General features: G+C 72.7%; 21 protein-coding genes. 11 read left to right on the forward strand and 10 right to left on the reverse strand.

Annotation, left to right across the window (positions count from 1 at the left end; all coding sequences use genetic code 11):
- Positions 1 to 21 precede the first annotated feature (21 nt).
- The 5 genes from AC3RKB_RS14635 (at position 22) to AC3RKB_RS14655 (ending at position 3,840) form a co-directional block, all read left to right on the forward strand.
- Positions 22 to 477 carry a hypothetical protein gene (locus tag AC3RKB_RS14635; protein WP_491436994.1) on the forward strand — a complete coding sequence of 152 codons (456 nt, stop codon included), beginning with the start codon at positions 22 to 24 and terminating at the stop codon, positions 475 to 477.
- Positions 474 to 887: a hypothetical protein gene (locus tag AC3RKB_RS14640; protein ID WP_491436995.1), complete on the forward strand. Its 414-nt coding sequence runs from the start codon at positions 474 to 476 to the stop codon at positions 885 to 887. The genes AC3RKB_RS14635 and AC3RKB_RS14640 overlap by 4 nt, the downstream gene beginning before the upstream one ends.
- Positions 888 to 945: 58 nt before the next feature.
- Positions 946 to 1,266 (forward strand): ferredoxin, encoded by a 321-nt coding sequence (gene fdxA, locus AC3RKB_RS14645; RefSeq protein WP_067949403.1) that lies wholly within the window; start codon positions 946 to 948, stop codon positions 1,264 to 1,266.
- 2 nt (positions 1,267 to 1,268) lie between these two features.
- Complete coding sequence (dapC, locus tag AC3RKB_RS14650) at positions 1,269 to 2,384, forward strand: succinyldiaminopimelate transaminase (protein ID WP_491436996.1); 1,116 nt, start codon at positions 1,269 to 1,271, stop codon at positions 2,382 to 2,384.
- Positions 2,385 to 2,526: 142 nt separating this feature from the next.
- On the forward strand, positions 2,527 to 3,840 hold the full coding sequence (locus AC3RKB_RS14655) for a citrate synthase (protein ID WP_491436997.1): 1,314 nt from the start codon (positions 2,527 to 2,529) through the stop codon (positions 3,838 to 3,840).
- Positions 3,841 to 3,917: 77 nt separating this feature from the next.
- Here the strand turns inward: AC3RKB_RS14655 and ctlX are convergent, their stop codons facing one another.
- A complete protein-coding gene (ctlX, locus tag AC3RKB_RS14660) occupies positions 3,918 to 4,904 on the reverse strand; it encodes a citrulline utilization hydrolase CtlX (protein ID WP_491436998.1) in 987 nt (328 codons plus the stop codon).
- 4 nt (positions 4,905 to 4,908) lie between these two features.
- Positions 4,909 to 5,937, reverse strand: coding sequence for an ornithine cyclodeaminase (gene ocd, locus AC3RKB_RS14665; RefSeq protein WP_491436999.1), 1,029 nt, complete (start codon positions 5,935 to 5,937; stop codon positions 4,909 to 4,911).
- A gap of 117 nt (positions 5,938 to 6,054) precedes the next feature.
- Here ocd and AC3RKB_RS14670 point away from each other — a divergent pair, with 117 nt between their 5' ends.
- Positions 6,055 to 6,492, forward strand: a complete 438-nt coding sequence (locus AC3RKB_RS14670; protein ID WP_491437000.1) for an Lrp/AsnC family transcriptional regulator — start codon at positions 6,055 to 6,057, stop codon at positions 6,490 to 6,492.
- 22 nt (positions 6,493 to 6,514) lie between these two features.
- Here AC3RKB_RS14670 and AC3RKB_RS14675 read toward each other — a convergent pair whose 3' ends face one another.
- Together AC3RKB_RS14675 and dapD are read right to left on the reverse strand one after the other, a co-directional pair.
- Positions 6,515 to 9,094, reverse strand: coding sequence for a penicillin acylase family protein (locus AC3RKB_RS14675; protein WP_491437001.1), 2,580 nt, complete (start codon positions 9,092 to 9,094; stop codon positions 6,515 to 6,517).
- A 105-nt stretch (positions 9,095 to 9,199) separates the two neighbouring features.
- On the reverse strand, positions 9,200 to 10,162 hold the full coding sequence (gene dapD, locus AC3RKB_RS14680) for a 2,3,4,5-tetrahydropyridine-2,6-dicarboxylate N-succinyltransferase (RefSeq protein ID WP_491437002.1): 963 nt from the start codon (positions 10,160 to 10,162) through the stop codon (positions 9,200 to 9,202).
- An 89-nt stretch (positions 10,163 to 10,251) separates the two neighbouring features.
- Here dapD and dapE point away from each other — a divergent pair, with 89 nt between their 5' ends.
- From dapE to AC3RKB_RS14695, 3 genes are all read left to right on the forward strand, one after another.
- Positions 10,252 to 11,364, forward strand: coding sequence for a succinyl-diaminopimelate desuccinylase (gene dapE / locus AC3RKB_RS14685; protein WP_491437003.1), 1,113 nt, complete (start codon positions 10,252 to 10,254; stop codon positions 11,362 to 11,364).
- Between the two features lie 10 nt (positions 11,365 to 11,374).
- Positions 11,375 to 12,610 carry a hypothetical protein gene (locus AC3RKB_RS14690; RefSeq protein WP_491437004.1) on the forward strand — a complete coding sequence of 412 codons (1,236 nt, stop codon included), beginning with the start codon at positions 11,375 to 11,377 and terminating at the stop codon, positions 12,608 to 12,610.
- 124 nt (positions 12,611 to 12,734) lie between these two features.
- Positions 12,735 to 12,908: a DUF3117 domain-containing protein gene (locus AC3RKB_RS14695; RefSeq protein WP_019179788.1), complete on the forward strand. Its 174-nt coding sequence runs from the start codon at positions 12,735 to 12,737 to the stop codon at positions 12,906 to 12,908.
- 2 nt (positions 12,909 to 12,910) lie between these two features.
- On the opposite strand, the gene AC3RKB_RS14700 is transcribed toward AC3RKB_RS14695, so the two are convergent.
- Positions 12,911 to 13,543 carry an O-methyltransferase gene (locus AC3RKB_RS14700; RefSeq protein WP_491437005.1) on the reverse strand — a complete coding sequence of 211 codons (633 nt, stop codon included), beginning with the start codon at positions 13,541 to 13,543 and terminating at the stop codon, positions 12,911 to 12,913.
- Between the two features lie 89 nt (positions 13,544 to 13,632).
- Here AC3RKB_RS14700 and AC3RKB_RS14705 point away from each other — a divergent pair, with 89 nt between their 5' ends.
- Positions 13,633 to 14,022 (forward strand): twin-arginine translocase TatA/TatE family subunit, encoded by a 390-nt coding sequence (locus tag AC3RKB_RS14705; RefSeq protein ID WP_491437006.1) that lies wholly within the window; start codon positions 13,633 to 13,635, stop codon positions 14,020 to 14,022.
- A gap of 39 nt (positions 14,023 to 14,061) precedes the next feature.
- Here the strand turns inward: AC3RKB_RS14705 and AC3RKB_RS14710 are convergent, their stop codons facing one another.
- From AC3RKB_RS14710 to AC3RKB_RS14730, 5 genes are read right to left on the reverse strand one after another with little or no spacing between them, the layout of a single operon-like run.
- Positions 14,062 to 15,621 carry a succinic semialdehyde dehydrogenase gene (locus AC3RKB_RS14710; protein ID WP_491437007.1) on the reverse strand — a complete coding sequence of 520 codons (1,560 nt, stop codon included), beginning with the start codon at positions 15,619 to 15,621 and terminating at the stop codon, positions 14,062 to 14,064.
- A gap of 9 nt (positions 15,622 to 15,630) precedes the next feature.
- A complete protein-coding gene (locus AC3RKB_RS14715) occupies positions 15,631 to 16,566 on the reverse strand; it encodes a hypothetical protein (RefSeq protein WP_491437008.1) in 936 nt (311 codons plus the stop codon).
- Between the two features lie 5 nt (positions 16,567 to 16,571).
- A complete protein-coding gene (locus tag AC3RKB_RS14720) occupies positions 16,572 to 17,747 on the reverse strand; it encodes an Mrp/NBP35 family ATP-binding protein (RefSeq protein ID WP_491437009.1) in 1,176 nt (391 codons plus the stop codon).
- Positions 17,734 to 18,258 (reverse strand): DUF1003 domain-containing protein, encoded by a 525-nt coding sequence (locus AC3RKB_RS14725; protein WP_491437010.1) that lies wholly within the window; start codon positions 18,256 to 18,258, stop codon positions 17,734 to 17,736. The genes AC3RKB_RS14720 and AC3RKB_RS14725 overlap by 14 nt, the downstream gene beginning before the upstream one ends.
- Positions 18,245 to 19,579: a magnesium transporter MgtE N-terminal domain-containing protein gene (locus tag AC3RKB_RS14730; RefSeq protein ID WP_491437011.1), complete on the reverse strand. Its 1,335-nt coding sequence runs from the start codon at positions 19,577 to 19,579 to the stop codon at positions 18,245 to 18,247. The genes AC3RKB_RS14725 and AC3RKB_RS14730 overlap by 14 nt, the downstream gene beginning before the upstream one ends.
- Positions 19,580 to 19,646: 67 nt before the next feature.
- Here AC3RKB_RS14730 and AC3RKB_RS14735 point away from each other — a divergent pair, with 67 nt between their 5' ends.
- Positions 19,647 to 20,360, forward strand: a complete 714-nt coding sequence (locus tag AC3RKB_RS14735; RefSeq protein ID WP_491437012.1) for a YflT domain-containing protein — start codon at positions 19,647 to 19,649, stop codon at positions 20,358 to 20,360.
- Positions 20,361 to 20,403 lie beyond the last annotated feature (43 nt).

A 20,403-nucleotide genomic window follows, 5' to 3' on the forward strand; every position in this document is an offset into this window, starting at 1 on the left:
CCCGCCGCTAGACTCGCGGGCATGCCTGCTCCCCGCCTGCGCGGCCGCGCCGTCGCCCTGCTCTCGGTCGCCGCCGTCGCGACCGCCCTCCTCACGGGCTGCGTCGGCAACCCCGTCGAAGACCTGGTCAACCAGGGCGTCGAGGACGCGGTCGAGGGGGCCACCGGCGGCGACGTGGAGCTCGGCGGCGACCTGCCCGCCGACTTCCCGGCCTCCGTGCCGGTCATCGACGGCACCATCGAGCTCGCGGGCGGCGCGGGCGAGGGCACCGAGGGCTGGGTCGTCGTCCTCACCTCCGACTCCGCCGACCCGCTCGCCGACGCGAAGTCGGCGCTGACCGGTGCCGGATTCGGCGAGGATGCCACGCTCTCGGGCGATGCCGGCGGCGGGTCGGTCTACACCGACGGCCGGCACCTCGTGATCCTCGCCGGCGACGGCACGACGGTGACCTACACGGTCACCCCGGCACCGCAGTGAGCGGTGCGGCCGCGCGCGGCGACGCGCCGTCGCTCGGCTCGCGGATCGGCACGCTCGCCATCGCGTTCGTCGTCGGGCTGGTCTACGGCGTCCTGGGCACGGTCGGCCACCGTCACGCCGTCCAGGTCGGCGAGGTGAGCATCCCGTGGGGCCTCGCGCTGGCACTGGTCGGCGTTGCGGCACTGCTCGTCGGCATCCGCATGGTCGCAGGGGGCCGGGCGGCCTCGGCGGCCGCGGCCGCCGGCGTGGTCGCGGCGGTCGGTGTGCTCTCCCTTCCCGGGCCGGGCGGATCCGTGCTCGTGGCGAGCGGCCCCATCGGCACGATCTGGGCGGTCGGGCCTGCGCTCATCGCGGTGCTCGTCGTCGCGTGGCCGTCGCTGCCGTCACGAAGTGCCGCACGCGCGGCATGAGCGTGCCGCGCGCGTAGACTGGCAGTCCAGAGCCTCATCGAAGGGACAGCGACCCACCGTGACCTACGTCATCGCCCTGCCGTGCGTCGATGTGAAAGACCGAGCCTGCATCGACGAGTGCCCCGTCGACTGCATCTACGAGGGTGAGCGCTCGCTTTACATCCATCCCGACGAGTGCGTCGACTGCGGCGCCTGCGAGCCGGTGTGCCCGGTCGAGGCGATCTACTACGAAGACGACCTGCCCGACGAGTGGGCCGACTACTACAAGGCCAACGTCGAGTTCTTCGACGACATCGGCTCGCCCGGCGGCGCGGCGAAGGTCGGCGTGATCGCCAAGGACCACCCGCTCGTCGCGGCGCTCCCACCCCAGGGCCACTGAGCATGGCGCTCGGCGCGCTGCCCGAGTACCCCTGGGACCTCATGGTCCCGTATCGCGACCGGGCCATCGCGCACCGCGACGGCATCGTCGACCTCTCGATCGGCTCGCCCGTCGACCCGACGCCGAAGCTCGTCCGTGATGCCCTGACCGCGGCGACCGATGCGCACAGCTACCCGACCACGATCGGCACGACCGCGCTGCGCCGCGCGATCGTCGAGTGGTTCGCGCGTCGCCGCGGCGTCACGGGGCTCGACACCGATTCGGTGCTGCCGACCATCGGCTCGAAGGAGCTCGTCGCCCTGCTGCCGTTCTTCCTCGGCGTGGGGGAGGGCGACCGGGTGGTGCACCCGCGGGCGGCCTACCCGACCTATGAGATGGGCGCGGTCTTCGCCGGGGCGACGGCCGTGGCATCCGACGACCCCGACGCCTGGCCCGAGCGCACCCGGCTGGTGTGGCTCAACTCGCCGGGCAACCCCGACGGGCGCGTGCTCGGCATCGACGAGCTCCGGCGCGCGGTCGCGCGGGCGCGCGAGCTCGGCGCGGTGATCGTGGGCGACGAGTGCTACGCCGAGCTCGGCTGGGAGTCCCCGTGGGAAGACGGCGCGGTGCCGAGCATCCTCGACCCGCGCGTGACCGACGGCGACACGACGCACGTCCTCGCCATCTACTCGCTCTCGAAGCAGTCCAACATGGCGGGGTACCGCGCCGCGTTCGTCGCCGGATGCCGTGAGTCGATCGCCCGGCTCACGACCGCGCGCAAGCACGCCGGCCTCATGGTCCCGGCACCGCTGCAGGCCGCGATGACCGTCGCGCTCGGCGACGACGCCCACGTCGCCGAGCAGAAGGAGCGCTATCGCGCGCGCCGGGCGCTGCTGAAGCCGGCCCTCGAGGACGCCGGATTCCGCGTCGACCACAGCGAGGCGGGGCTGTATCTCTGGGCCACCGAGGGGCGCGACGCGTGGGAGTCCATCCAGCGCCTCGCCGACCTCGGAATCCTCGCCGGACCGGGCCATTTCTACGGAACGCACTTCCCGCAGCACGTGCGGCTGTCGCTCACGGCGCCCGACGAACGGATCGCCTCGGCCGCAGCGCGCCTCCGCGCGACGGCCGTGTTGTGACATCCGCCAACCGATGGTCGCGTCTGTTGGCGGATGCGACAGTGTGCCGTCGGCACGTCTAGGCTGTATTCGGGCCGCGCGCGCCGACCGACGCCCGGCCGGAGAGCAGGGGACCGCGAAAGTGACGATCACAGGAGACGCCGTGAGCAACGTCGTGAACGAAGCGGCCGGGGCCGACCGCCCCGACACCGCGACGCTGGCCTTCCCGGGCGGCACCGCCGAGTTCCCCATCCACCGGGCCTCGCAGGGCAACTCGAGCATCGACCTGTCGACCCTCACCCGTCAGACCGGCCTGACCGCACTCGACTACGGCTTCGTGAACACCTCGTCGACGCGGTCGTCGATCACCTACATCGACGGCGAGCAGGGCATCCTCCGCTACCGCGGCTACCCGATCGAGCAGCTCGCCGAGCACTCCACCTACCTCGAGGTCGCCTGGCTGCTGATCTACGGCGAGCTGCCGACGCCCGACCAGCTCGGCGAGTTCGACGAGAAGATCCGTCGCCACACGCTCCTCCACGAAGACCTCAAGCGCTTCTTCTCGGCGCTGCCGCACACCGCGCACCCCATGGCCGTGCTCTCGAGCGCGGTCGCCGCGCTCTCGACGTACTACGAGGACTCGTCCGACCCGCACGACCTCGACCACGTGGAGCTCACCACCATCCGGCTCCTCGCGAAGCTGCCCGTGATCGCGGCGTACGCGCACAAGAAGAGCATCGGCCAGGCGTTCCTCTACCCCGACAACTCGCTGAACTTCGTCGAGAACTTCCTGCGCCTGAACTTCGGCAACATGGCCGAGCCGTACACGATCGAGCCCACGCTCGCCAAGGCGCTCGACCGCCTGCTGATCCTCCACGAGGACCACGAGCAGAACGCGTCGACCTCGACCGTGCGGCTCGTCGGCTCCACGGGCGCGAACCTCTACGCGTCGATCTCGGCCGGCATCCAGGCGCTCTCGGGCCCGCTGCACGGCGGCGCGAACGAGGCCGTGCTCCAGATGCTCGCGCAGATCCGCGACTCGGGCGAGGGCGTCGCGAAGTTCGTCGAGCGCGTCAAGCGCAAGGAGGACGGCGTCAAGCTCATGGGCTTCGGCCACCGGGTCTACAAGAACTACGACCCGCGCGCGAAGATCGTCAAGACCAGCGCCGACGCGGTGCTCGAGGGCCTCGGCGTGAACGACCCGCTGCTCGACATCGCCAAGGAGCTCGAGCAGTTCGCCCTCGAGGACGAGTACTTCAAGCAGCGCCGCCTCTACCCGAACGTCGACTTCTACACCGGCGTCATCTACAAGGCGATGGGCTTCCCCACGCGCATGTTCACCGTGCTCTTCGCGATCGGCCGGCTTCCCGGCTGGATCGCGCACTGGCGCGAGATGAATCTCGACCCGCAGACCAAGATCGGCCGCCCCCAGCAGCTGTACACCGGGTCGGTCGAACGGCACTACCCGAGCCGCTGAGGCCCCGTCGCGAACGGCCCCGCTCCACGAGGAGCGGGGCCGTTCGCGTGTCGGCGCGCGGGTCGGCTCGGGTCGGCTCAGAGCGCCGCGACCTCGCCGGCGGCGGCGTCGTCGACCGGCGTGCCGCGGCGCTCGACGAGCCCGGGTCGCGGATCGAGGTGGACGCCGGCGAGCATGCAGCGGACGGAGCCGCCCGCGAGCTCGATCGTCGGCACGTCGAGGGGGAGCAGCCGCGCGGTCCGCGCGATGCGGTCGCGCTGGTCTTCGGTGAGCGCGTCGTATGCGCGCTGCGACAGAGCGAGCACGCGCCCGTCGGTGCCCCACAGCTCGAGCGCGTTGCCCGCGAACTCGTCGATCTGCCGGTTCGAGAGCGCGATGACGTCGCGCCGTCCTCGGGCCGACAGCCGATCGAGCACCTCGTCGCGACGCACCGGGGAGACGAGCATGTCGGCCGCGACGAGGGCGAACTCCGTCGCGATGGTCAGGACGACGTTGGTGTGGTACACCGCGACGCCGCGCCCGTCGACCGCGTCGAACACCATGGGCTCGTAGCCGAAGTTCGTGCAGAACCGCTCGAGCGCGATCGGGTCGGCGCGGTTCGACCGGGCCGCATACGCGATGCGCAGCTCGTGGTCGAGGACCATGGCCCCCGTGCCCTCGAGGAACACGTCGTCGTACTCGAGGCCCGAGTAGTCGATCACGTCCTGGACGCGGTAGGTCGTCTTCAGCAGCTCGACGATGTCGCTGCGCCGCTCGGTGCGCCGGTTCGGCGTGTACATCGGGTACAGCGCGATGTGGCCGCCCGAGTGCGTCGAGATCCAGTTGTTCGGGAACACGCTGTCGGGCCGGTGCACCGACTCGTCCTCGAAGAGGTGCACGGTCACGCCGGCCGCCTCGAGCGCGGCCGCGGCGCGCGACACCTCGTCGTAGGCGGCCGCGGCGATCCGATCGGGGTCTAGGCCGTCGGCGCTGGGCTGGAAGCCGTTGTCGGCGAGCGTGTGCGGGTTGGGGGCGAAGTGGTGCGGTCGTACCATGACGACCGCGGAGGGCGACTGCACCGACATCCGCTCAGCCCACCGGCGAGAACGCGCCGACGAGCCCGAAGAGGTCCTTCGGGTCCTCGGGGTCGGCGACGAGATCGATGCGCTGCTCGTAGCGCGTGCCCGCGACCTGGTCGCGCACGTAGCGCAGCGCCGAGAAGTCCTCGATCGCGAACCCGACCGAGTCGAACAGCGTGACCTGGTCGGCGCGGGTGCGCCCGGCGGCGCGGCCGGCGAGCACCTCCCACAGCTCGGTGACGGGGAAGTCGGGGGCCTTGGCCTGGATCTCGCCTTCGATGCGGGTCTGCGGCGTGTACTCGACGAAGACCCCCGCGCGGTCGAGGATGGCGGGGTCGAGCTCGGTCTTGCCGGGGCAGTCGCCGCCGATCGCGTTGAGGTGCATGCCCGGGCGCACCCACTCGTCGGCGACGACGGTGGCGCGCGCCTTGTCGGCGGTGCAGGTCGTCACGACATCGGCGCCGTGGAGCGCCTCGGCGGCACTGCCGGCGACCTCGATCTCGAAGCCGAGGGGCAGGGTGTTGCGCACGAACTTCGCGATCGCGTCGGGGTCGACGTCGTAGACGCGGAGCCGGGTGATGCCGAGGGCGGTCCGGAAGGCGAGCGCCTGGAACTCAGCCTGGCTGCCGGTGCCGATCATGGCCATGACGCGGGAGTCGGGACGCGCGAGCAGCTTCGCGGCGAAGGCGCTCGTCGCGGCGGTGCGCAGGGCGGTGAGGACGGTCATCTCGGCGAGGAACGTCGGGTACCCGTTGTGCACGTCGGCGAGCACGCCGAACGCGGTCACGGTCTGGTAGCCCCGCGCCGGGTTCGAGGGGTGGCCGTTGACGTACTTGAACGCATAGGACTCGTGATCGCTCGTGGGCATGAGCTCGATCACGCCGAACGGCGTGTGGCTGGCGACCCGCGGGGTCTTGTCGAAGCTCTCCCAGCGGGCGAAGTCCTCCTCGAGGTACTCGAGGATGCCGGCGATGATGCGCTCAGGCCCGGTGCTGGCGACCCAGCCGACCATGTTGCGTACGTCGACGAAGCTCGTCATTCACGTTCCTTTCCAGTTGTCCCTCAAGCGTAGATTCCGTCGATCTGCAAGGGCAATGGCCTGAGTGCGCACGGAATGCCACCGAGATGAACACTCTGCTCACCCGGGCTGTACGATATGCACGTGGACCAGCTCGACGACCTCGACCGACGCCTCCTCGCGCTCCTGCGCGAGGACGGCCGGGCGCCGGTGGCCGACCTCGCGCGCCGCCTCGGCGTCGCCCGTGCCACCGTCACGGGGCGGATCGACCGGCTCGTGGCATCCGGCACCATCATCGGGTTCTCGGTGCGCGTGCGCGACGAGGCCGACCCGCTGGCGATCCACGCGGTGTCGTTCATCGAGGTCGAGGGGCGGAGCACCGACGACGTGATCCGGCGGCTCCGCGGCTTCCCCGAGATCATCGCCCTGCACACGACGAACGGCGGCTGGGACCTCGTCGCCGAGCTGCGCACCGAGACGCTCGGCGAGTTCGACCGGGTGCTCGGCCGCATCCGCTCGATCGAGGGCGTCGTGAACAGCGAGACGAGCCTGCTGCTCAGTTCCGTGCTGCGCTGAGCAGGCGGCGGCCTCGGCCGGCTCAGCCCGCGGCCGGACGCAGCACGAGCGTGTCCTTCGCGGAGTCGCGCACCGCCTCGCGGGTGAACGGCCAGGCGCGCGCCTCGCCCTCCTGCCACAGCGGCGCCTGGTCGTCGTAGTGCGGGTGGAACGCGTGGCCCGAGGCGCCCGTCAGGTTGACCCACGTCGACGCGTCGAGGTCGCCGAGGTCGACGACCATCCGCATCGAGGGCACCCAGTCGACCTCGTACCCGATGCTCGCATCCCAGCCGATCGCGTTGACGATCGACGAGCCGCCGCCCGTCTCGTACGGCCCGCGGTTGAACAGCCACTCGATGGGCCCGATGCCCGACTTCCCGAAGCTCTGGTTCTTCAGGCTCAGCGTGTGCAGGCGGCCCCAGCGCCAGCCGGCGGGGTCGTCGCCCATGCGAGCGGATGCCTCGTCCCAAGCGGCCGCGAGCGACGCCGCGATCACGGCGTCGCGACCGGTCGCGCCCGCGTCGTCGTCGGACCACCATGCGTCCTCGGGCTGCCCGAGGAGCGAGCCGACGACGGCGAACCAGCGGTCGCCACCCTGCGGGCGGGTCGACTCGGGGAGGTCGCCGAACATGCGGTCGAGGAGCGTGCGCCAGAACACCGCGAAGTACGCCGCCTGCGCGCTGTCGGCGTCGGCCGACGCATCCCATTCCGCGAGGAGCTGCGCGCCCCGCGCGGCGTCGCCGTCGAGTTCGAGCTCGGCGATCACCGGCAGCAGCGTCTGCGCATTGGCGTCCTGCGTGTCGAGCTGGATACCGGTCATGTCGTCGGCGGTGAGCTTGCCGCCATCGGCCGTGAGCTCGAGGATCCGCCGCTCGATGCCCTCGGCGCGGTACCCGAGGTCCCAGTCGCGCGTCAGCGTCGGCCCCTGGTCGTCGACCGCGTTGTTCGCCGTGACGACGTAGCCGCGGGCGGGATTGAGCACGGAGGGCAGCGCGGCGAAGGGCACCATGCCCGACCAGCCGTTCTCGCTCGTCCAGCCGGGCAGCGGCAGGGTGCCGTCACCCGCCTTGCGGATCGGGATGGCGCCCGGCGCCTGGTAGCCGATGTTGCCGTTGACGTCGGCGTACACGAGGTTCTGCGCCGGCACGTCGAAGAGCTCGGCCGCGGACTGGAACTCGGCCCAGTCGGCGGCGCGGTTCATGGCGAAGATCGAGCTCGGCGTGGTCCCCGGCGTGAGCGCGGTCCACTGCAGCGACACCGCGAGTTCCGCGCCCTCGGGCGCGTCGCCCCCGCTGTCGACGCTGGGCGCGTACTCCGCGGCGATCCGGCCGTAGTTCGAGTCGGGGTCGATGCTCACGAGCGGTCCGCGGTCGGTCGAGCGCACGGTCACGGTGACGGGGTCGCCGCCGGCGACGTCGATCACCTCCTCGCGCAGCGTCAACGGTCGCAGGGTGCCGTCGAGCTCGTAGGAGTCGTCGACGATGCGCTCGAGGTAGAGATCGGCGACATCCGGCCCGAGGTTCGTGAAGCCCCACGCGATGGTCCGGTTGTGGCCGATGATGATGCCCGGCAGGCCCGAGAAGCCGTACCCGGCAACGTCGTACCGGCAGTCGTCGGTCGGCTCGGCGCAGTGCAGGCCCATCTGCACCCAGATCGACGGCATGGCCGGCCCGAGGTGCGGATCGTTGGCGAGCAGGGGCTTGCCCGACTCGGTGAGCGCACCCGAGACCACCCACGAGTTGGAGCCGAGGTCCCCGCCCTCCGGGCCGAGCAGCTCGGGCAGCCCGTCGACGGCCGAGGCGAGCGACGCGAGCGCCTCGACGTGACCCTCCTCGAGCGCGGCGGGCTCCGCCGCCAGCGGCGCCGGGGACCCGGCCGAGGCGGGCGCCGCCGACGCGGACGCCAGCCCGTCGACGATGGTCGGCTTCGCCGAGAACGGGAAGTCGGGGTGCAGCCGCTGGACCTCCTCGGGCGGCAGCTCGGCGCTCAGCAGCGCACGGTCGATCTCGTCGCCGAGGTTGGAGCGGAGGTCCCACGCCATCGCCTTGAGCCAGGCGATCGAGTCGACCGGGCTCCAGGGCTCGGGCTCGTACCCGGGGTTCTGCAGGGCGAGCACGGCGTACTCGAGCGAGAGGTCGGCGCCGCCGCGCTCGCCGAGGTAGGCGTTCACGCCGTCGGCGTACGCGTCGTAGTAGGCGCGCGAGCGCTCGTCGAGCAGCTCGTACTCGGCCTCGGCGACGCCGCGCCAGTCGAGCGTGCGCACGAACGCGTCGGTCGCGACCTGCGACTCGCCGAAGAGCTCGGCCAGCCGCCCGGCGGTGACGTGCCGGCGGAAGTCCATCTCCCAGAAGCGGTCCTGCGCGTGCACGTAGCCCTGCGCGAAGAACAGGTCGTGGTCGGTCTCGGCGACCAGCTGCGGGATTCCCACCTCGTCGCGGTAGACCGTCACCGCGCCGGAGAGGCCCGGCACCTCGATCCGGCCGGTCGTGGTCGGGAAGGAGCGGTGCACCGTCCACCAGCCGAACCCGGCCGCCGCGACACCCAGCACGAGCACCGTGACGAGCAGGCCCACGAGGAACTTCCCCCAGCGATGGCGTCGGGTCCTCGGGGCGTCGGTTCCCACGTCACTCCTTCGTGTCGGCGCAGCCGGGCGGTCGTCGTCGGCCACCTCGGGTGATCACTGTACCTCTCCCGGGGGGCGACGACGGATGCCGCGGCGGGGCGCCGCTCAGGCGTGCAGTGCGGTGTTCAGCACGACGCCCTCGCCGGTCCGCGAGAGCACCTCGACGCGCCCGTCGAGCGAGTTGCGGCGGAACAGCAGGTTCGGCTGCCCGGATAGCTCGACGGCCTTGACGATGCGGTCGCGCTCGCCCGCAGCGCCGATCACGGCGACCTTCGTGCCGGCCGTCACGTAGAGGCCGGCCTCGACGACCGAGTCGTCGCCGATCGAGATGCCGATGCCCGAGTTCGCGCCGAGGAGCGCGCGCTCGCCGATGGCGACGCGCTGCGTGCCGCCCCCCGAGAGCGTGCCCATGATGGAGGCGCCGCCGCCGATGTCGCTGCCGTCGCCGACGACGACGCCCTGCGAGATGCGGCCCTCGACCATCGAGGTGCCGAGCGTGCCGGCGTTGAAGTTCACGAAGCCCTCGTGCATGACCGTCGTGCCGGGCGCGAGGTGCGCGCCGAGGCGCACGCGCGACGCGTCGGCGATCCGCACGCGCTCGGGGATCACGTAGTCGAGCAGCCGCGGGAACTTGTCGAGTCCGGTCACGTGGATGCCCGCGCGCTGCAGCACGGGCCGGAGCCGGTCGAGGTCGTCGGGGTGCACGGGCCCGGCGTTGGTCCACGCCACGTTCGGCAGGTGGCCGAAGACGCCGTCGAGGTTGATCGAGTTGGGGCGCACGAGCAGGTGCGAGAGCAGGTGCAGGCGCAGGTACGCGTCGGACGTGCCGGCGGGGGCATCGTCGAGGCGGATGGCGACGCGCACCGCCTCCACGCGCACGCCGCGCCGCTCGTCGGGCCCGAGGGTGCCCGCGGGCGGCTCCCATGCGGCCGGCGCGGGATCGGGCAGCTCGCCGAGCTGCGGCGCGGGATACCACGTGTCGAGCACCGTGCCGTCGGCGGCGATCGTGGCGAGTCCGTCGCCCCAGGCGGCGGTGGGCGCGGTCGTGTTCGGCGAGTCTGCGGGCATGCTCCAAGGGTACCGAGCCGGATGGTGCGGGGTCGGCGCGTGACGTGCGGCGCCGGGGCGCTACATCCGCCCGCCCGTAGACTCGACGCATGGCCGAACCCGCCGCGCCCGCTGCCGCACCCGCAGCACTCGACCTGTCCGCCGACGTCGTCGCGATCACGCAGGCGATCTGCGACATCCCGAGCGTCTCGGGCGACGAGGGCCTGCTCGCCGACCTGATCGTCGACGCGCTCGCCGAGGCGGTGCACCTCGAGATCGTCCGCGACGGCGACACGATCATCGCCCGCACGAACCTCGGGCGAGAGCGCCGGGTGATCATCGCGGGCCACCTCGACACGGTGCCGATCAACGACAACCTGCCGACGACGCTCGAGGAGGCTGACGGCCGGCGCATCCTGTGGGGGCGCGGCACGGTCGACATGAAGGGCGGCGTCGCGGTGCAGCTCAAGCTCGCGCACGATCTCGTCGACCCCGCGGTCGACGTCACGTGGATGTGGTACGACCACGAGGAGGTCGCGGCCGGCCTCAACGGGCTCGGGCGCGTGCTGCGCGTGCACCCCGAGCTGTTCGAGGGCGACTTCGCGATCCTCGGCGAGCCGACGCGGGCCGAGGTCGAGGGCGGCTGCAACGGCACGCTGCGCGCCGAGCTGCGCACGCGCGGGCGCCGCGCGCACTCCGCGCGCAGCTGGGTCGGCGACAACGCCATCCACAAGCTCGCGGGCGCGCTCGAGCGGCTCGCCGCGTACGAGGCCGAGACCGTCACGGTCGACGGCCTCGACTACCGGGAGGGCCTCAGCGCGGTGCTCGTGCATGGCGGCGTCGCGGGCAACGTGATCCCCGACGAAGCGGTGCTGACGCTGAACTACCGCTTCGCGCCGAGCCGGTCGGTCGAGCAGGCCGCCGCCCACGTGCGCGACCTGTTCCCCGAGTACGAGGTCGAGATCACCGACTCGGCCGAGGGCGCCAGGCCGGGCCTCGACGACCCGCTGGCCCGCCAGTTCGTGCGGGCGGTCGGCGCCGAGGCGCGACCGAAGTACGGCTGGACGGATGTCGCGCGCTTCAGCGCGCTCGGCATCCCCGCGATCAACTTCGGCCCGGGCGACCCGCTGCTCGCGCACGCCGACGACGAACGGGTCGACTGCGACGAGATCGTCAGGTGCGAGCGCGCCCTGCGGAGCTGGCTCACCGGCGCCCAGAGCTGAGCGCACCGGCGTGAGCGTGCACGAGGCCGCCGAGGAGCGGGAGCCCGACCCGTACCGCCGCAGCCGCCACTCGCCGCGCGTGCTGTGGCGCCTGCTGCCGCGGTGGGCACGCGTCACCCTCGTCTACGTGGCGGCGCGGATCGTGACGACCGCGTTCGTGCTGTACCTCGCGCGCGAGCAGGGGCCGAACGGCTGGACCGGCGCACAGCCCGGCTACCTCGAGTTCGCGGGCATCTGGGACGCCCGCTGGTACGGGTTCATCGCCGCGGCCGGGTATCCGACCGAGCTCCCGCTGACCGAGGACGGGCACGTCGCCGAGAACGCGTGGGCGTTCCTGCCCGTGTTCCCCGGCGTCGCGCGGCTGCTCACGGTCGTCGGCGTGTCGTGGGAGCTCGCCTCGGTCGTCGTGGCGCTCGTCGCCGGACTCGGCGCGGCCCTCGTCTTCCACCGGCTCATGTCGCGGTTCCTCGAACCCGACCAGGCGATGTTCGCGGTCGTGCTGTTCTGCGTCGCCCCCGTGGCGCCCATCATGCAGTTCGGCTACGCCGAGTCGCTCGGCTTCCTGTGGCTCGCCCTCGCGCTGCTCCTGCTCGTCGACCGGCGGTACGGATGGCTCGTGCCGGTCGTCGTCGTCTGGGCGTTCACGCGCCCCGGCGCGCTCGCCTTCGCGCTCACCCTGGGACTGCACTGGATCGTGCGCTGGGTCACGCGGGAGCGCGACCCGTTCCCCGCGCGCGAACGCGTGGCCGCGGCATCCGTCGCCGTCGTCGCCGGCGTCGCCGGGCTCGCCTGGCCCGCGATCGCCTGGGCGGCCACGGGCGTGCCGAGCGCGTACACCGACACCGAGCTCGCCTGGCGCTCGGCCTACATCGGCTACGTCGAGCTCGTGCCGTTCACGCCGTGGTTCCAGTCGGGCGACTGGTGGCTCGGCCAGCCCATGGGCACGATCGTCCCCATCGCGCTCATCGTCGGGTTCGCGCTCGTGCTCGTCTCGCCGTGGGTGAAGCGGCTGGGCGTCGACATCCGCCTGTGGCTCGGCAGCTACGCGCTCTACCTGCTCGCGGTGTTCTTCCCGCAGTCGAGCACGTTCCGCATCCTCGCGCCGATGTTCCCGCTCGCGGGTGCGCTCGCAGTGCCACGGTCGCCGTGGTGGCGCGGCGGCCTGGTCGTCGCCTCGCTCGCGCTGCAGTTCGGCTGGTTGCTCATCGCGTGGCGGATCGACGGCTACGACTGGACGCCGCCGTGACGCCCGAACCGGCGGTGTCACGGCGGTGAACGCTTGCCCGAGCCGTCCACAGGGCGGCCGCGTCGGAGCCGTCCGACGGTCCGATACGAGATAATGGAGATTCAGCCACGAAAGGGGTAGCTCAATGGCGGCCATGAAGCCACGCACTGGAGACGGACCTATGGAGGCGGTGAAGGAGGGGCGACTCATCATCGTGCGCGTGCCCCTCGAGGGTGGCGGCCGCCTCGTCGTCTCGGTGAACGACGCTGAGGCCAAGGAGCTCTACGACGTCCTCGGCGGCGTCGTGAACGCAGCCTGAGGTCAGGCGCCCAGCTTCACGATCTGAAGCAGGCCGTCCCCGGCCGGCGAGATGGCGGTGACGACGGCAGTGGAGGCCGCGAGTTCCGAGATGAGCCCGCGGAACGCCGTCGCCGCCTCGTCGCGCCGCGCCGGGTCGGCCACCCTCCCCTTCCACAGGGCGCGAGCCACGAGCACGCTGCCGCCCGGCTTGGCCAGGCGCAGGCCGTGCTCCACGTACTCGATGACCGACGGGGCGTCCGCGTCGACGAAGACGACGTCGTAGGACCGCTCGTTCATGCGGGGCAGCACCTCGCTCGCGCGTCCGGCGATCAGGCGCACGCGCGCCGGGGCGATGCCGGCCTCGGCGAAGTGCTCGCGCGCGTGCTGCTGGTACTCGGTCTCGGTGTCGATCGAGGTCAGGTGCGCCGAACGCGCCGACTGCAGCATCCACAACCCGGACACCCCGACGCCCGTGCCCACCTCGATGATCGCGCGGGCGTCGCTCGCGGCGGCGATCACCGCCAGCTGTGCGCCGACGGCCGGCGACACGGGGTCGACGCCGAGCTCGAGGGACTGCTGGCGGGCCTTCGCGATCGATTCCGACTCGACGACGCACTCGTCGACGTACTTCCAGTTCAAGTCGTGTTCGGACACGTGGCGGCTCCCGGGGATTCTGTCGAGCCCCAAGCCTAGGGGTCCGCCCGCGGGCGCCCGACACGCCTCGCCGCCGCTATCCTTGACGCATGGGCGGCCTCACCTTCGACAAACTCCTCATCATCGGGGTGATCGCCGTGTTCCTGCTGGGGCCGGAGCGGCTGCCGCACTACGCCGCGCAACTGGGCAAGTTCGTGCGGTCGATGCGCGACATGGCGAACGGTGCGAAGTCGCGCGTGCGTGAAGAGATGGGGCCCGACTTCGAGGACGTCGACTGGCGCAAGCTCGACCCCCGTCAGTACGACCCGCGTCGCATCATCCGCGAGGCGCTGACCGAGGTCGACCCGTTCGCCGAGCCGGCCAAGCCCGTCGTCGCGCGAGCCGCGGTGAACGAGAACTCGGCCTACCTGCAGCGCAAGCGCAAGCGCGACGCGCTCGCGATCGGCGAGGCTGCGCCGTTCGACTCCGAGGCGACGTAGCCGGAGCCGGTCGCGGCGGCGGCGGCGGCGGCGCGGCGGTCAGGCGCGCCTGACCGCGCGCAGCGTGCGCGCGACGAGCAGGAGCAGGGGCACGAGTCGTTCCCACTCCCGGCCCGTGTGCGGGAGCGGGATGACCCGGCGGTTCACCGACACCGTCACCGGATCGACGAAGCGCATGAGGCCCTCGCTTCCGTTGCGGCGGCCGATCCCCGACTGCTTCAGCCCGCCCTGCGGTGCGTCGACCGAGCTGAAGCTGCCGCGGTAGCCCTCGTTCACGTTGACGCTGCCGGCATCGAGCAGCTCGGCGATGCGCAGGCCGCGTCGCGTGGACCCGGCCAGCACCGATGCGTTCAGGCCGTACTCGGACTCGTTCGCGACGAGCACCGCCTCGGTCTCGCCGTCGACCACGGTGAGGCTCGCGATCGCGCCGAAGGTCTCCTCGGAGACGACCTGCATGTCGGGCGTGACGTCCGTCAGGACGGTCGGCTCGAACGCCCACGGTCCGAGGTCGGGTCGGTGGCGGCCGCCGACGAGCACCTTCGCGCCCTTGGCCAGCGCGTCGTCGAGGTGGGCCTTCACGCGCTCGAGCTGCGACGCGGTCGCGAGGCTGCCGAAGTCGGACTCGTAGTCGAGCGCCGAGCCGATCGCCGGTTCTGACAGGCGCGCCACGAGCGCGTCGGTGAACTCGGAGGCGATGCGCCGGTCGACGTAGATGCGCTCGACCGACACGCAGAGCTGCCCCATCGCCGAGAAGCACGCGTTCGCGGCATCCTTCGCCGCCGCGGCGGGCTCGACGTCGTCGAGGACGATGAGCGCGTTCTTGCCGCCCAGCTCCAGCGAGGCGCCGACCAGGCGGCGCGCCGCCTTCTCGGCGATGCGGCGGCCGGTCCGCGTCGACCCGGTGAAGCAGATGTAGTCGACCTCGTCGGTGAGCGCCTCGCCCACCTCGTCGGGCTCGCCGGCGACGACCGACCACACGGCCTCCGGAAGCCCCGCATCGACGAAGGCGCGCCGCACCGCCAGGATCGACAGCGCGGTCTGGTCGTCGGCCTTCTGCACCACGGCGCACCCCGCGGCGAGGGCCGGCACGACGTCCATCGCCGTGAGGCTGACGGCGTAGTTCCACGGCGTGACGACGCCGACGACGCCCTTCGGCCGGTATCGGACCCGGGTCGAGAACACCAGGGGGATGCCCGGCCGCCGACGCCCGCCGCGGAGCACGCGCTGCGCCGAGAACGCGTGCCACCTGGTCACGCCCGCCGCCTGGTAGACCTCCTCGAAGGCCTGCCCGCGCATCTTGCCGCTCTCGAGCTGCGTGAGGTCCTGCAGGTGCTCGCGGCGGTCGAGCAGGAGGTCGTGTGCGCGGAGGAGGATGCGCCGGCGCGCCGCGAACCCGGCGCGGGCCCAGGCGAGCTGCGCGAGTCGCGCCCGGGAGACGGCGCCGCGCACGTCGTCGGCGGTGGAACGGGGCAGGTCGACCAGGGTCTCGCCGGTCGACGGGGTCGGTATGGGGACCGTGCGCCCGCTCGAGGCGACGAGGTCGTCGAGGAGGGTGTCGTAGGAGGAGGGGACCGACGTTCGGGTGGCGGCGTTGGACACGCGGCCAGTCTAGGCGGCGGGCCCCGAGAGACCGCACCGCTCGGCGTAGTAGGCGTACAGGTCGGCCTTCAGCGCGTCGCCCGCGGGCAGCTCGAGCCGGCCCTCCCGGCCGTCGTCGGTCGCCACGGCGAACGGCAGGATCGTGCCGCGCTTGTCGTCGGCGAGCGCGTGCGCGTCGCAGCGGGCCGGTCGCACGGCGAGCTCGATCGTGGTCGGCGCGTCGCCGGCGGCCACCTCGAGGTCGAGGGGCCAGTCGAGGCCGTCCTCGGCGCTGAGCAGCGTGGTCGCCGAGACGCCGTCGATCCGCAGCGTTCCCGTGCCGGCCCCGTCCTGAGCCGGTCGAGCGGATGTCACGGGCTCCACGCGCACGTCGATCCACGCCCGGCGGGCCGGCCCCGACCCCTCGCTGCGCAGCCGCTCGGGCATCGTGATCGCCGCGACCGCGGCGACCGACTCGGCGAGGCAGTCGGCATCGGCGATGCGGGCCATCGTGCCGAACGGGTCGTCGGGGGTGAGCGATCCCGATCGCTGCGCGCCGTCGGCGGTGCGGAGACTGAGGGCGACCTCGATCGCGCCGGGGTCGCCGTCGCAGACGCTCGGAGTGAGGTCGAGGCGCACGTCGATCGCGTCGTCGGCGGCGAGCTCGAACGGGTCGTCGTCGCGCCGCATGCCGGGCTCGAGCGCGGGCGAGCGGACCTCGAGCGCGGTGACCGTCACGGGCTCGCCGGTGTTCTCGAGGTGCACCACGAGCCGGCCCTGCGGCACGTCGAGCCGGCCCTGCTGCACCGAGACGGCGAGGCCCGCGGGCAGGCCGGGGCCCTCCTCCGGATCGGGCTCGGCGGCGCGCGGCGCGCACCCGGCGAGCCCCGCGAGCCCGGCGATGGTGGCGGCGACGGCGACGCATGCGACCGCGAGTCGTCGACGTGACCGGTCGGCTCGCGGCATCCGGATCACCGCACCGACACGTCGAGGCGCCGGCCCGAGAGCGAACGCGGTCGGGCGGCCAGCGTCGCGGCGGCCTGTTCGATCGCGCGGGCGGCGGGGTCGTCGGGCTCGGCGAGCACCACGGGCAGCCCGTCGTCGCCGCCCCGGCGGAGCGCGACGCTGAGCGGCACGCTCGCGAGCAGTGGCACGGGCTCGTCGGCACCCGCCGACAGCCGGCGGGCGACCTCGTCGCCGCCGCCCGAGCCGAACAGGTCGACGAGCGACCCGTCGGGCTGGGCGAACGCCGCCATGTTCTCGATCACGCCGACCACGCGCTGCCCGGTCTGCCGCGCGACGCGACCCGACCGCTCGGCGACGTCGGCGGCCGCGGGCTGCGGGGTCGTGACGACGACCACCTCGGCGTTCGGCAGCAGCTGGCCGAGCGAGATCGCGACGTCGCCGGTGCCGGGCGGCAGGTCGACGAGCAGCACGTCGAGGTCGCCGAAGTAGACGTCGGTGAGGAACTGCTGCAGCGTGCGGTGCAGCATCGGCCCCCGCCAGGCGACGGCGACGGACGAGCCGCGACCGCCGGGCTCGGCCGGCTCGACGAACATGCCGATCGAGATCACCTTCACGCCGTGCGAGACGGGCGGGAGGATCATGTCGTCGACGCGGGTCGGACGCACCGCCGTGCCGTGCTCGTCGACCAGGCCGAGCAGGCCGGGGATGGAGAAGCCGTGCACGTCGGCGTCGACGAGCCCGACCGAGAGGCCGCGGGCGGCGAGCGCGACCGCGAGGTTCGCCGTGAGCGTCGACTTGCCGACGCCGCCTTTGCCGCTGGTGACCGCGATGACGCGTGTGAGTGTGCCCGGCCCGAACGGGTTCCCGCGCGCGGCCCGGCCGCCGCGGAGCCGTTCGGTGAGCGCGGCCCGCTGCTCGGGCGTCATCACGCCGAGCTCGACGACCGCGTTGCCGGCGCCGACGACCTGCTCGGCCGCCTGGCGCACGTCGCGCTCGATGCGGTCGGACGCCGGGCACCCCACGATCGTGAGCCGGATGCCGACCTCGACGCCCGACCCGGTCGCGACCACGCGCTCGACCATGTCGAGCTCGGTGATCGGCCTGCGGATCTCGGGATCGATCACGCCCTCGAGCGCGGCCCGCACGGCGCGCTCGACGTCGGCCGCCTCAGGGCGCGGCATGCGACGACTCCTCCTCGTCGCGCCGGTCGAGCTCATCGAGCAACTGGCGCAGCTCCTGGCGGATGAACTCCTTCGACGCGAGGTCGCGCACGGCGAGCCGCAGCGCTACGACCTCGCGGGCCAGGTACTCGGTGTCGGCGAGGTTGCGCTCGGCGCGCTGGCGGTCCTGCTCGATCTGCACGCGGTCGCGGTCGTCCTGCCGGTTCTGCGCGAGCAGGATCAGCGGGGCGGCGTACGAGGCCTGCAGCGAGAGCACGAGCGTCAGCGCGGTGAACCCGATCACGATGGAATCGAACCGCCACGGTTCGGGCGCGAACGTGTTCCAGGCCATCCATCCGAGCGCGAACACCGTGAGCCCGACGAGGAAGCCCGGTGTGCCCATCGCGCGCGCGACCCACTCGGTGAACCGGCCGAACCGGTCGCGGTCGCCCGAGAGGCGGATGGGCGACGGAGATCGGCGAAGCCCCTTCGGGGTGTCGAACCGACGGTCGTCGGCGTCAGCGCGTGCCATCTCCTGCCCTCCTTCCGGGTGCGATCGGGATGCTGCCGGTGGCGAGCTGGGCGCGGGCGGACGCGCGTCTGGTCACCTCCGACTCGGCGTCGGGATGACTTCGCCAGTCATCGGGCAGCAGGTAGTCGAGTACGTCGTCGATCGTGACGACGCCGACGAGCCGGTGCTTCTCGTCGACGACGGGCACCGACACGAGGTCGTAGCTGGCGAGGATGCGGCTGACCTCGGCGGCCGAGGTGTCGGCGCGCACCGGTTCGAGCCCCTGGTCGATGAGCGAGCCGAGGCGCTCGTGCGGCGGGTACCGCAGCATCCGCTGGAAGTGCACGATGCCGAGGAAGCGGCCCGTCGGCGGTTCGTACGGCGGCAGGGTCACGCACACCGCGGCGCCGAGCGCGGGCGGCAGGTCGTGACGGCGGATGAGGGCGAGGCCCTCGGCCACCGTGGCATCGGCCGACACGATGATCGGCTCGGTCGTCATGAGGCCGCCCGCGGTGTCGGGACCGTACGACAGCAGGAAGCGGACGTCCTCGGCCTCCTCGGGCTCCATGAGCTCGAGGAGGTGCTCGCCCCGATCCTCAGGCAGCTGCGCGATGAGGTCGGCCGCGTCGTCGGGCTGCATGTGGTCGAGCACGTCGGCCGCGCGATCGTCGCCGAGCTTGGCGAGGATCTCGACCTGGTCGGACTCGGACATCTCCTCGAGCACGTCGGCGAGCCGGTCGTCGGGCAGCTCCTCGGCCACCTCCTGGCGGCGCTGCGGCGGCAGGTCGAGCAGCGTGCTCGCGAGGTCGGCCGGCTTGAGCTCGGAGTACGTCGCGATGAGCTGCTCGGCCGACTGCGCCTCGCCCGCGGCGGTCGTCTCGCGCACCTCTCGCCACGTCACGTACGCCGAGGGTCCCTTCGCGAACGGCGACGCGCTCGTCTTGGGCCGGCGCACGAAGAGCTGGTCGACCTCCCACTCGCCCGGCTCGCGCTCCTCGATCGCGACATCCTCGACCGTCGCCGTGCCCGAGCCGTCGTTGAACGCGACCTTGCGGCCGAGCATCTCGGCGATCACGCGCACCTCGCCGCCGCGCTGCTCGAAGCGGCGCAGGTTGATCAACCCGGTCGTGATGATCTGGCCGCCGCCGATCGAGGTCACGCGGCCGATCGAGACGAACACGCGGCGCTTGCCGGGGATCTCGACGATCAGCCCCACGACGCGCGGAGGGTCGCTCTTGCGATACACGACGAGCACGTCGCGGACCCGGCCCACGCGGTCGCCCGCGGGGTCGAAGACGGGGCACCCGGCGAGTCGGGCGACGAAGACTCTCGTGGCGCTCACGCCTCCAACTTACCCCCGAGCCCTGCGCTTCCGGCGGGAGCGCCGACCACCATGGGAGAATGGCCCGGTGAGCACGCAGAGCCCGTTCGGCGGTCGCATCGGCCGCGCCTTCCCGACACTGCCCAAGGGGGAGACGGTCGCGAGCTACGAGACCTACCAGGAGGCGCAGGCGGCCGTCGACCGGCTCGCGAAGGCCGAGTTCCCGGTGAAGGAGCTCTCGATCGTCGGTCACGACCTCACGAGCGTGGAGCGCATCACGGGCACCCTCAGCTGGGGCCGAGCGGCGGGCGCCGGCGCGCTGTCGGGCGCCTGGTTCGGCACGTTCCTCGGCCTGCTGCTGTTCATCTTCTCGCCGTCGGGCACCTCGCTCGGCATCCTCGGCGCCGCGATCCTCATCGGCGCCGGCTTCGGCATGATCTTCAGCGTCGTCTCGTACTCGATCAACCGCCGCCGCCGCGACTTCACGTCGGTCATGCAGGTGCTCGCAACGCGCTACGCGGTGATCGCCGAGCCCGCGCACGTCGCGCGGGCCCGCGAGGTGCTGGGCGTGACGGATGCCGCGGCGCCGCCGTCGCCCGTCGCGGCCCCCGTCGTCACGACCCCGCCCGCCGAGCGGCCGGCCGAGCGCCCCGCCGAGCCCGCGGCCCCCGCCCCGCCGTCCGACGACGTGCCTCCGGCCGAGCCCCGGCCGGTCGACGACTCCCGTCCGCTCACCTACGGCGAGGCGCAGGATGCCGCGCGGCGGGCCGCGCGCGAGCGGCGCGAGGCCGACGGCGCCTGACGCCTCCGCCGCGCCTGCGCTGCGCCACATCCGCGGCCCGTGC

It is taken from the genome of Agromyces capsici (assembly GCF_058349965.1).

Bases quoted from the DNA above. Each gene is read 5' to 3' on its own strand.
- AC3RKB_RS14635 (WP_491436994.1), top strand. From the start codon at position 22: ATGCCTGCTCCCCGCCTGCGCGGCCGCGCCGTCGCCCTGCTCTCGGTC.
- AC3RKB_RS14715 (WP_491437008.1), bottom strand. From the start codon at position 16,566: ATGCCGCGAGCCGACCGGTCACGTCGACGACTCGCGGTCGCATGCGTC.
- AC3RKB_RS14695 (WP_019179788.1), top strand. From the start codon at position 12,735: ATGGCGGCCATGAAGCCACGCACTGGAGACGGACCTATGGAGGCGGTG.
- ctlX (WP_491436998.1), bottom strand. From the start codon at position 4,904: ATGTCGGTGCAGTCGCCCTCCGCGGTCGTCATGGTACGACCGCACCAC.
- ocd (WP_491436999.1), bottom strand. From the start codon at position 5,937: ATGACGAGCTTCGTCGACGTACGCAACATGGTCGGCTGGGTCGCCAGC.
- dapC (WP_491436996.1), top strand. From the start codon at position 1,269: ATGGCGCTCGGCGCGCTGCCCGAGTACCCCTGGGACCTCATGGTCCCG.
- AC3RKB_RS14705 (WP_491437006.1), top strand. From the start codon at position 13,633: ATGGGCGGCCTCACCTTCGACAAACTCCTCATCATCGGGGTGATCGCC.
- dapD (WP_491437002.1), bottom strand. From the start codon at position 10,162: ATGCCCGCAGACTCGCCGAACACGACCGCGCCCACCGCCGCCTGGGGC.
- dapE (WP_491437003.1), top strand. From the start codon at position 10,252: ATGGCCGAACCCGCCGCGCCCGCTGCCGCACCCGCAGCACTCGACCTG.
- AC3RKB_RS14720 (WP_491437009.1), bottom strand. From the start codon at position 17,747: ATGCCGCGCCCTGAGGCGGCCGACGTCGAGCGCGCCGTGCGGGCCGCG.
- AC3RKB_RS14725 (WP_491437010.1), bottom strand. From the start codon at position 18,258: ATGGCACGCGCTGACGCCGACGACCGTCGGTTCGACACCCCGAAGGGG.
- AC3RKB_RS14670 (WP_491437000.1), top strand. From the start codon at position 6,055: ATGCACGTGGACCAGCTCGACGACCTCGACCGACGCCTCCTCGCGCTC.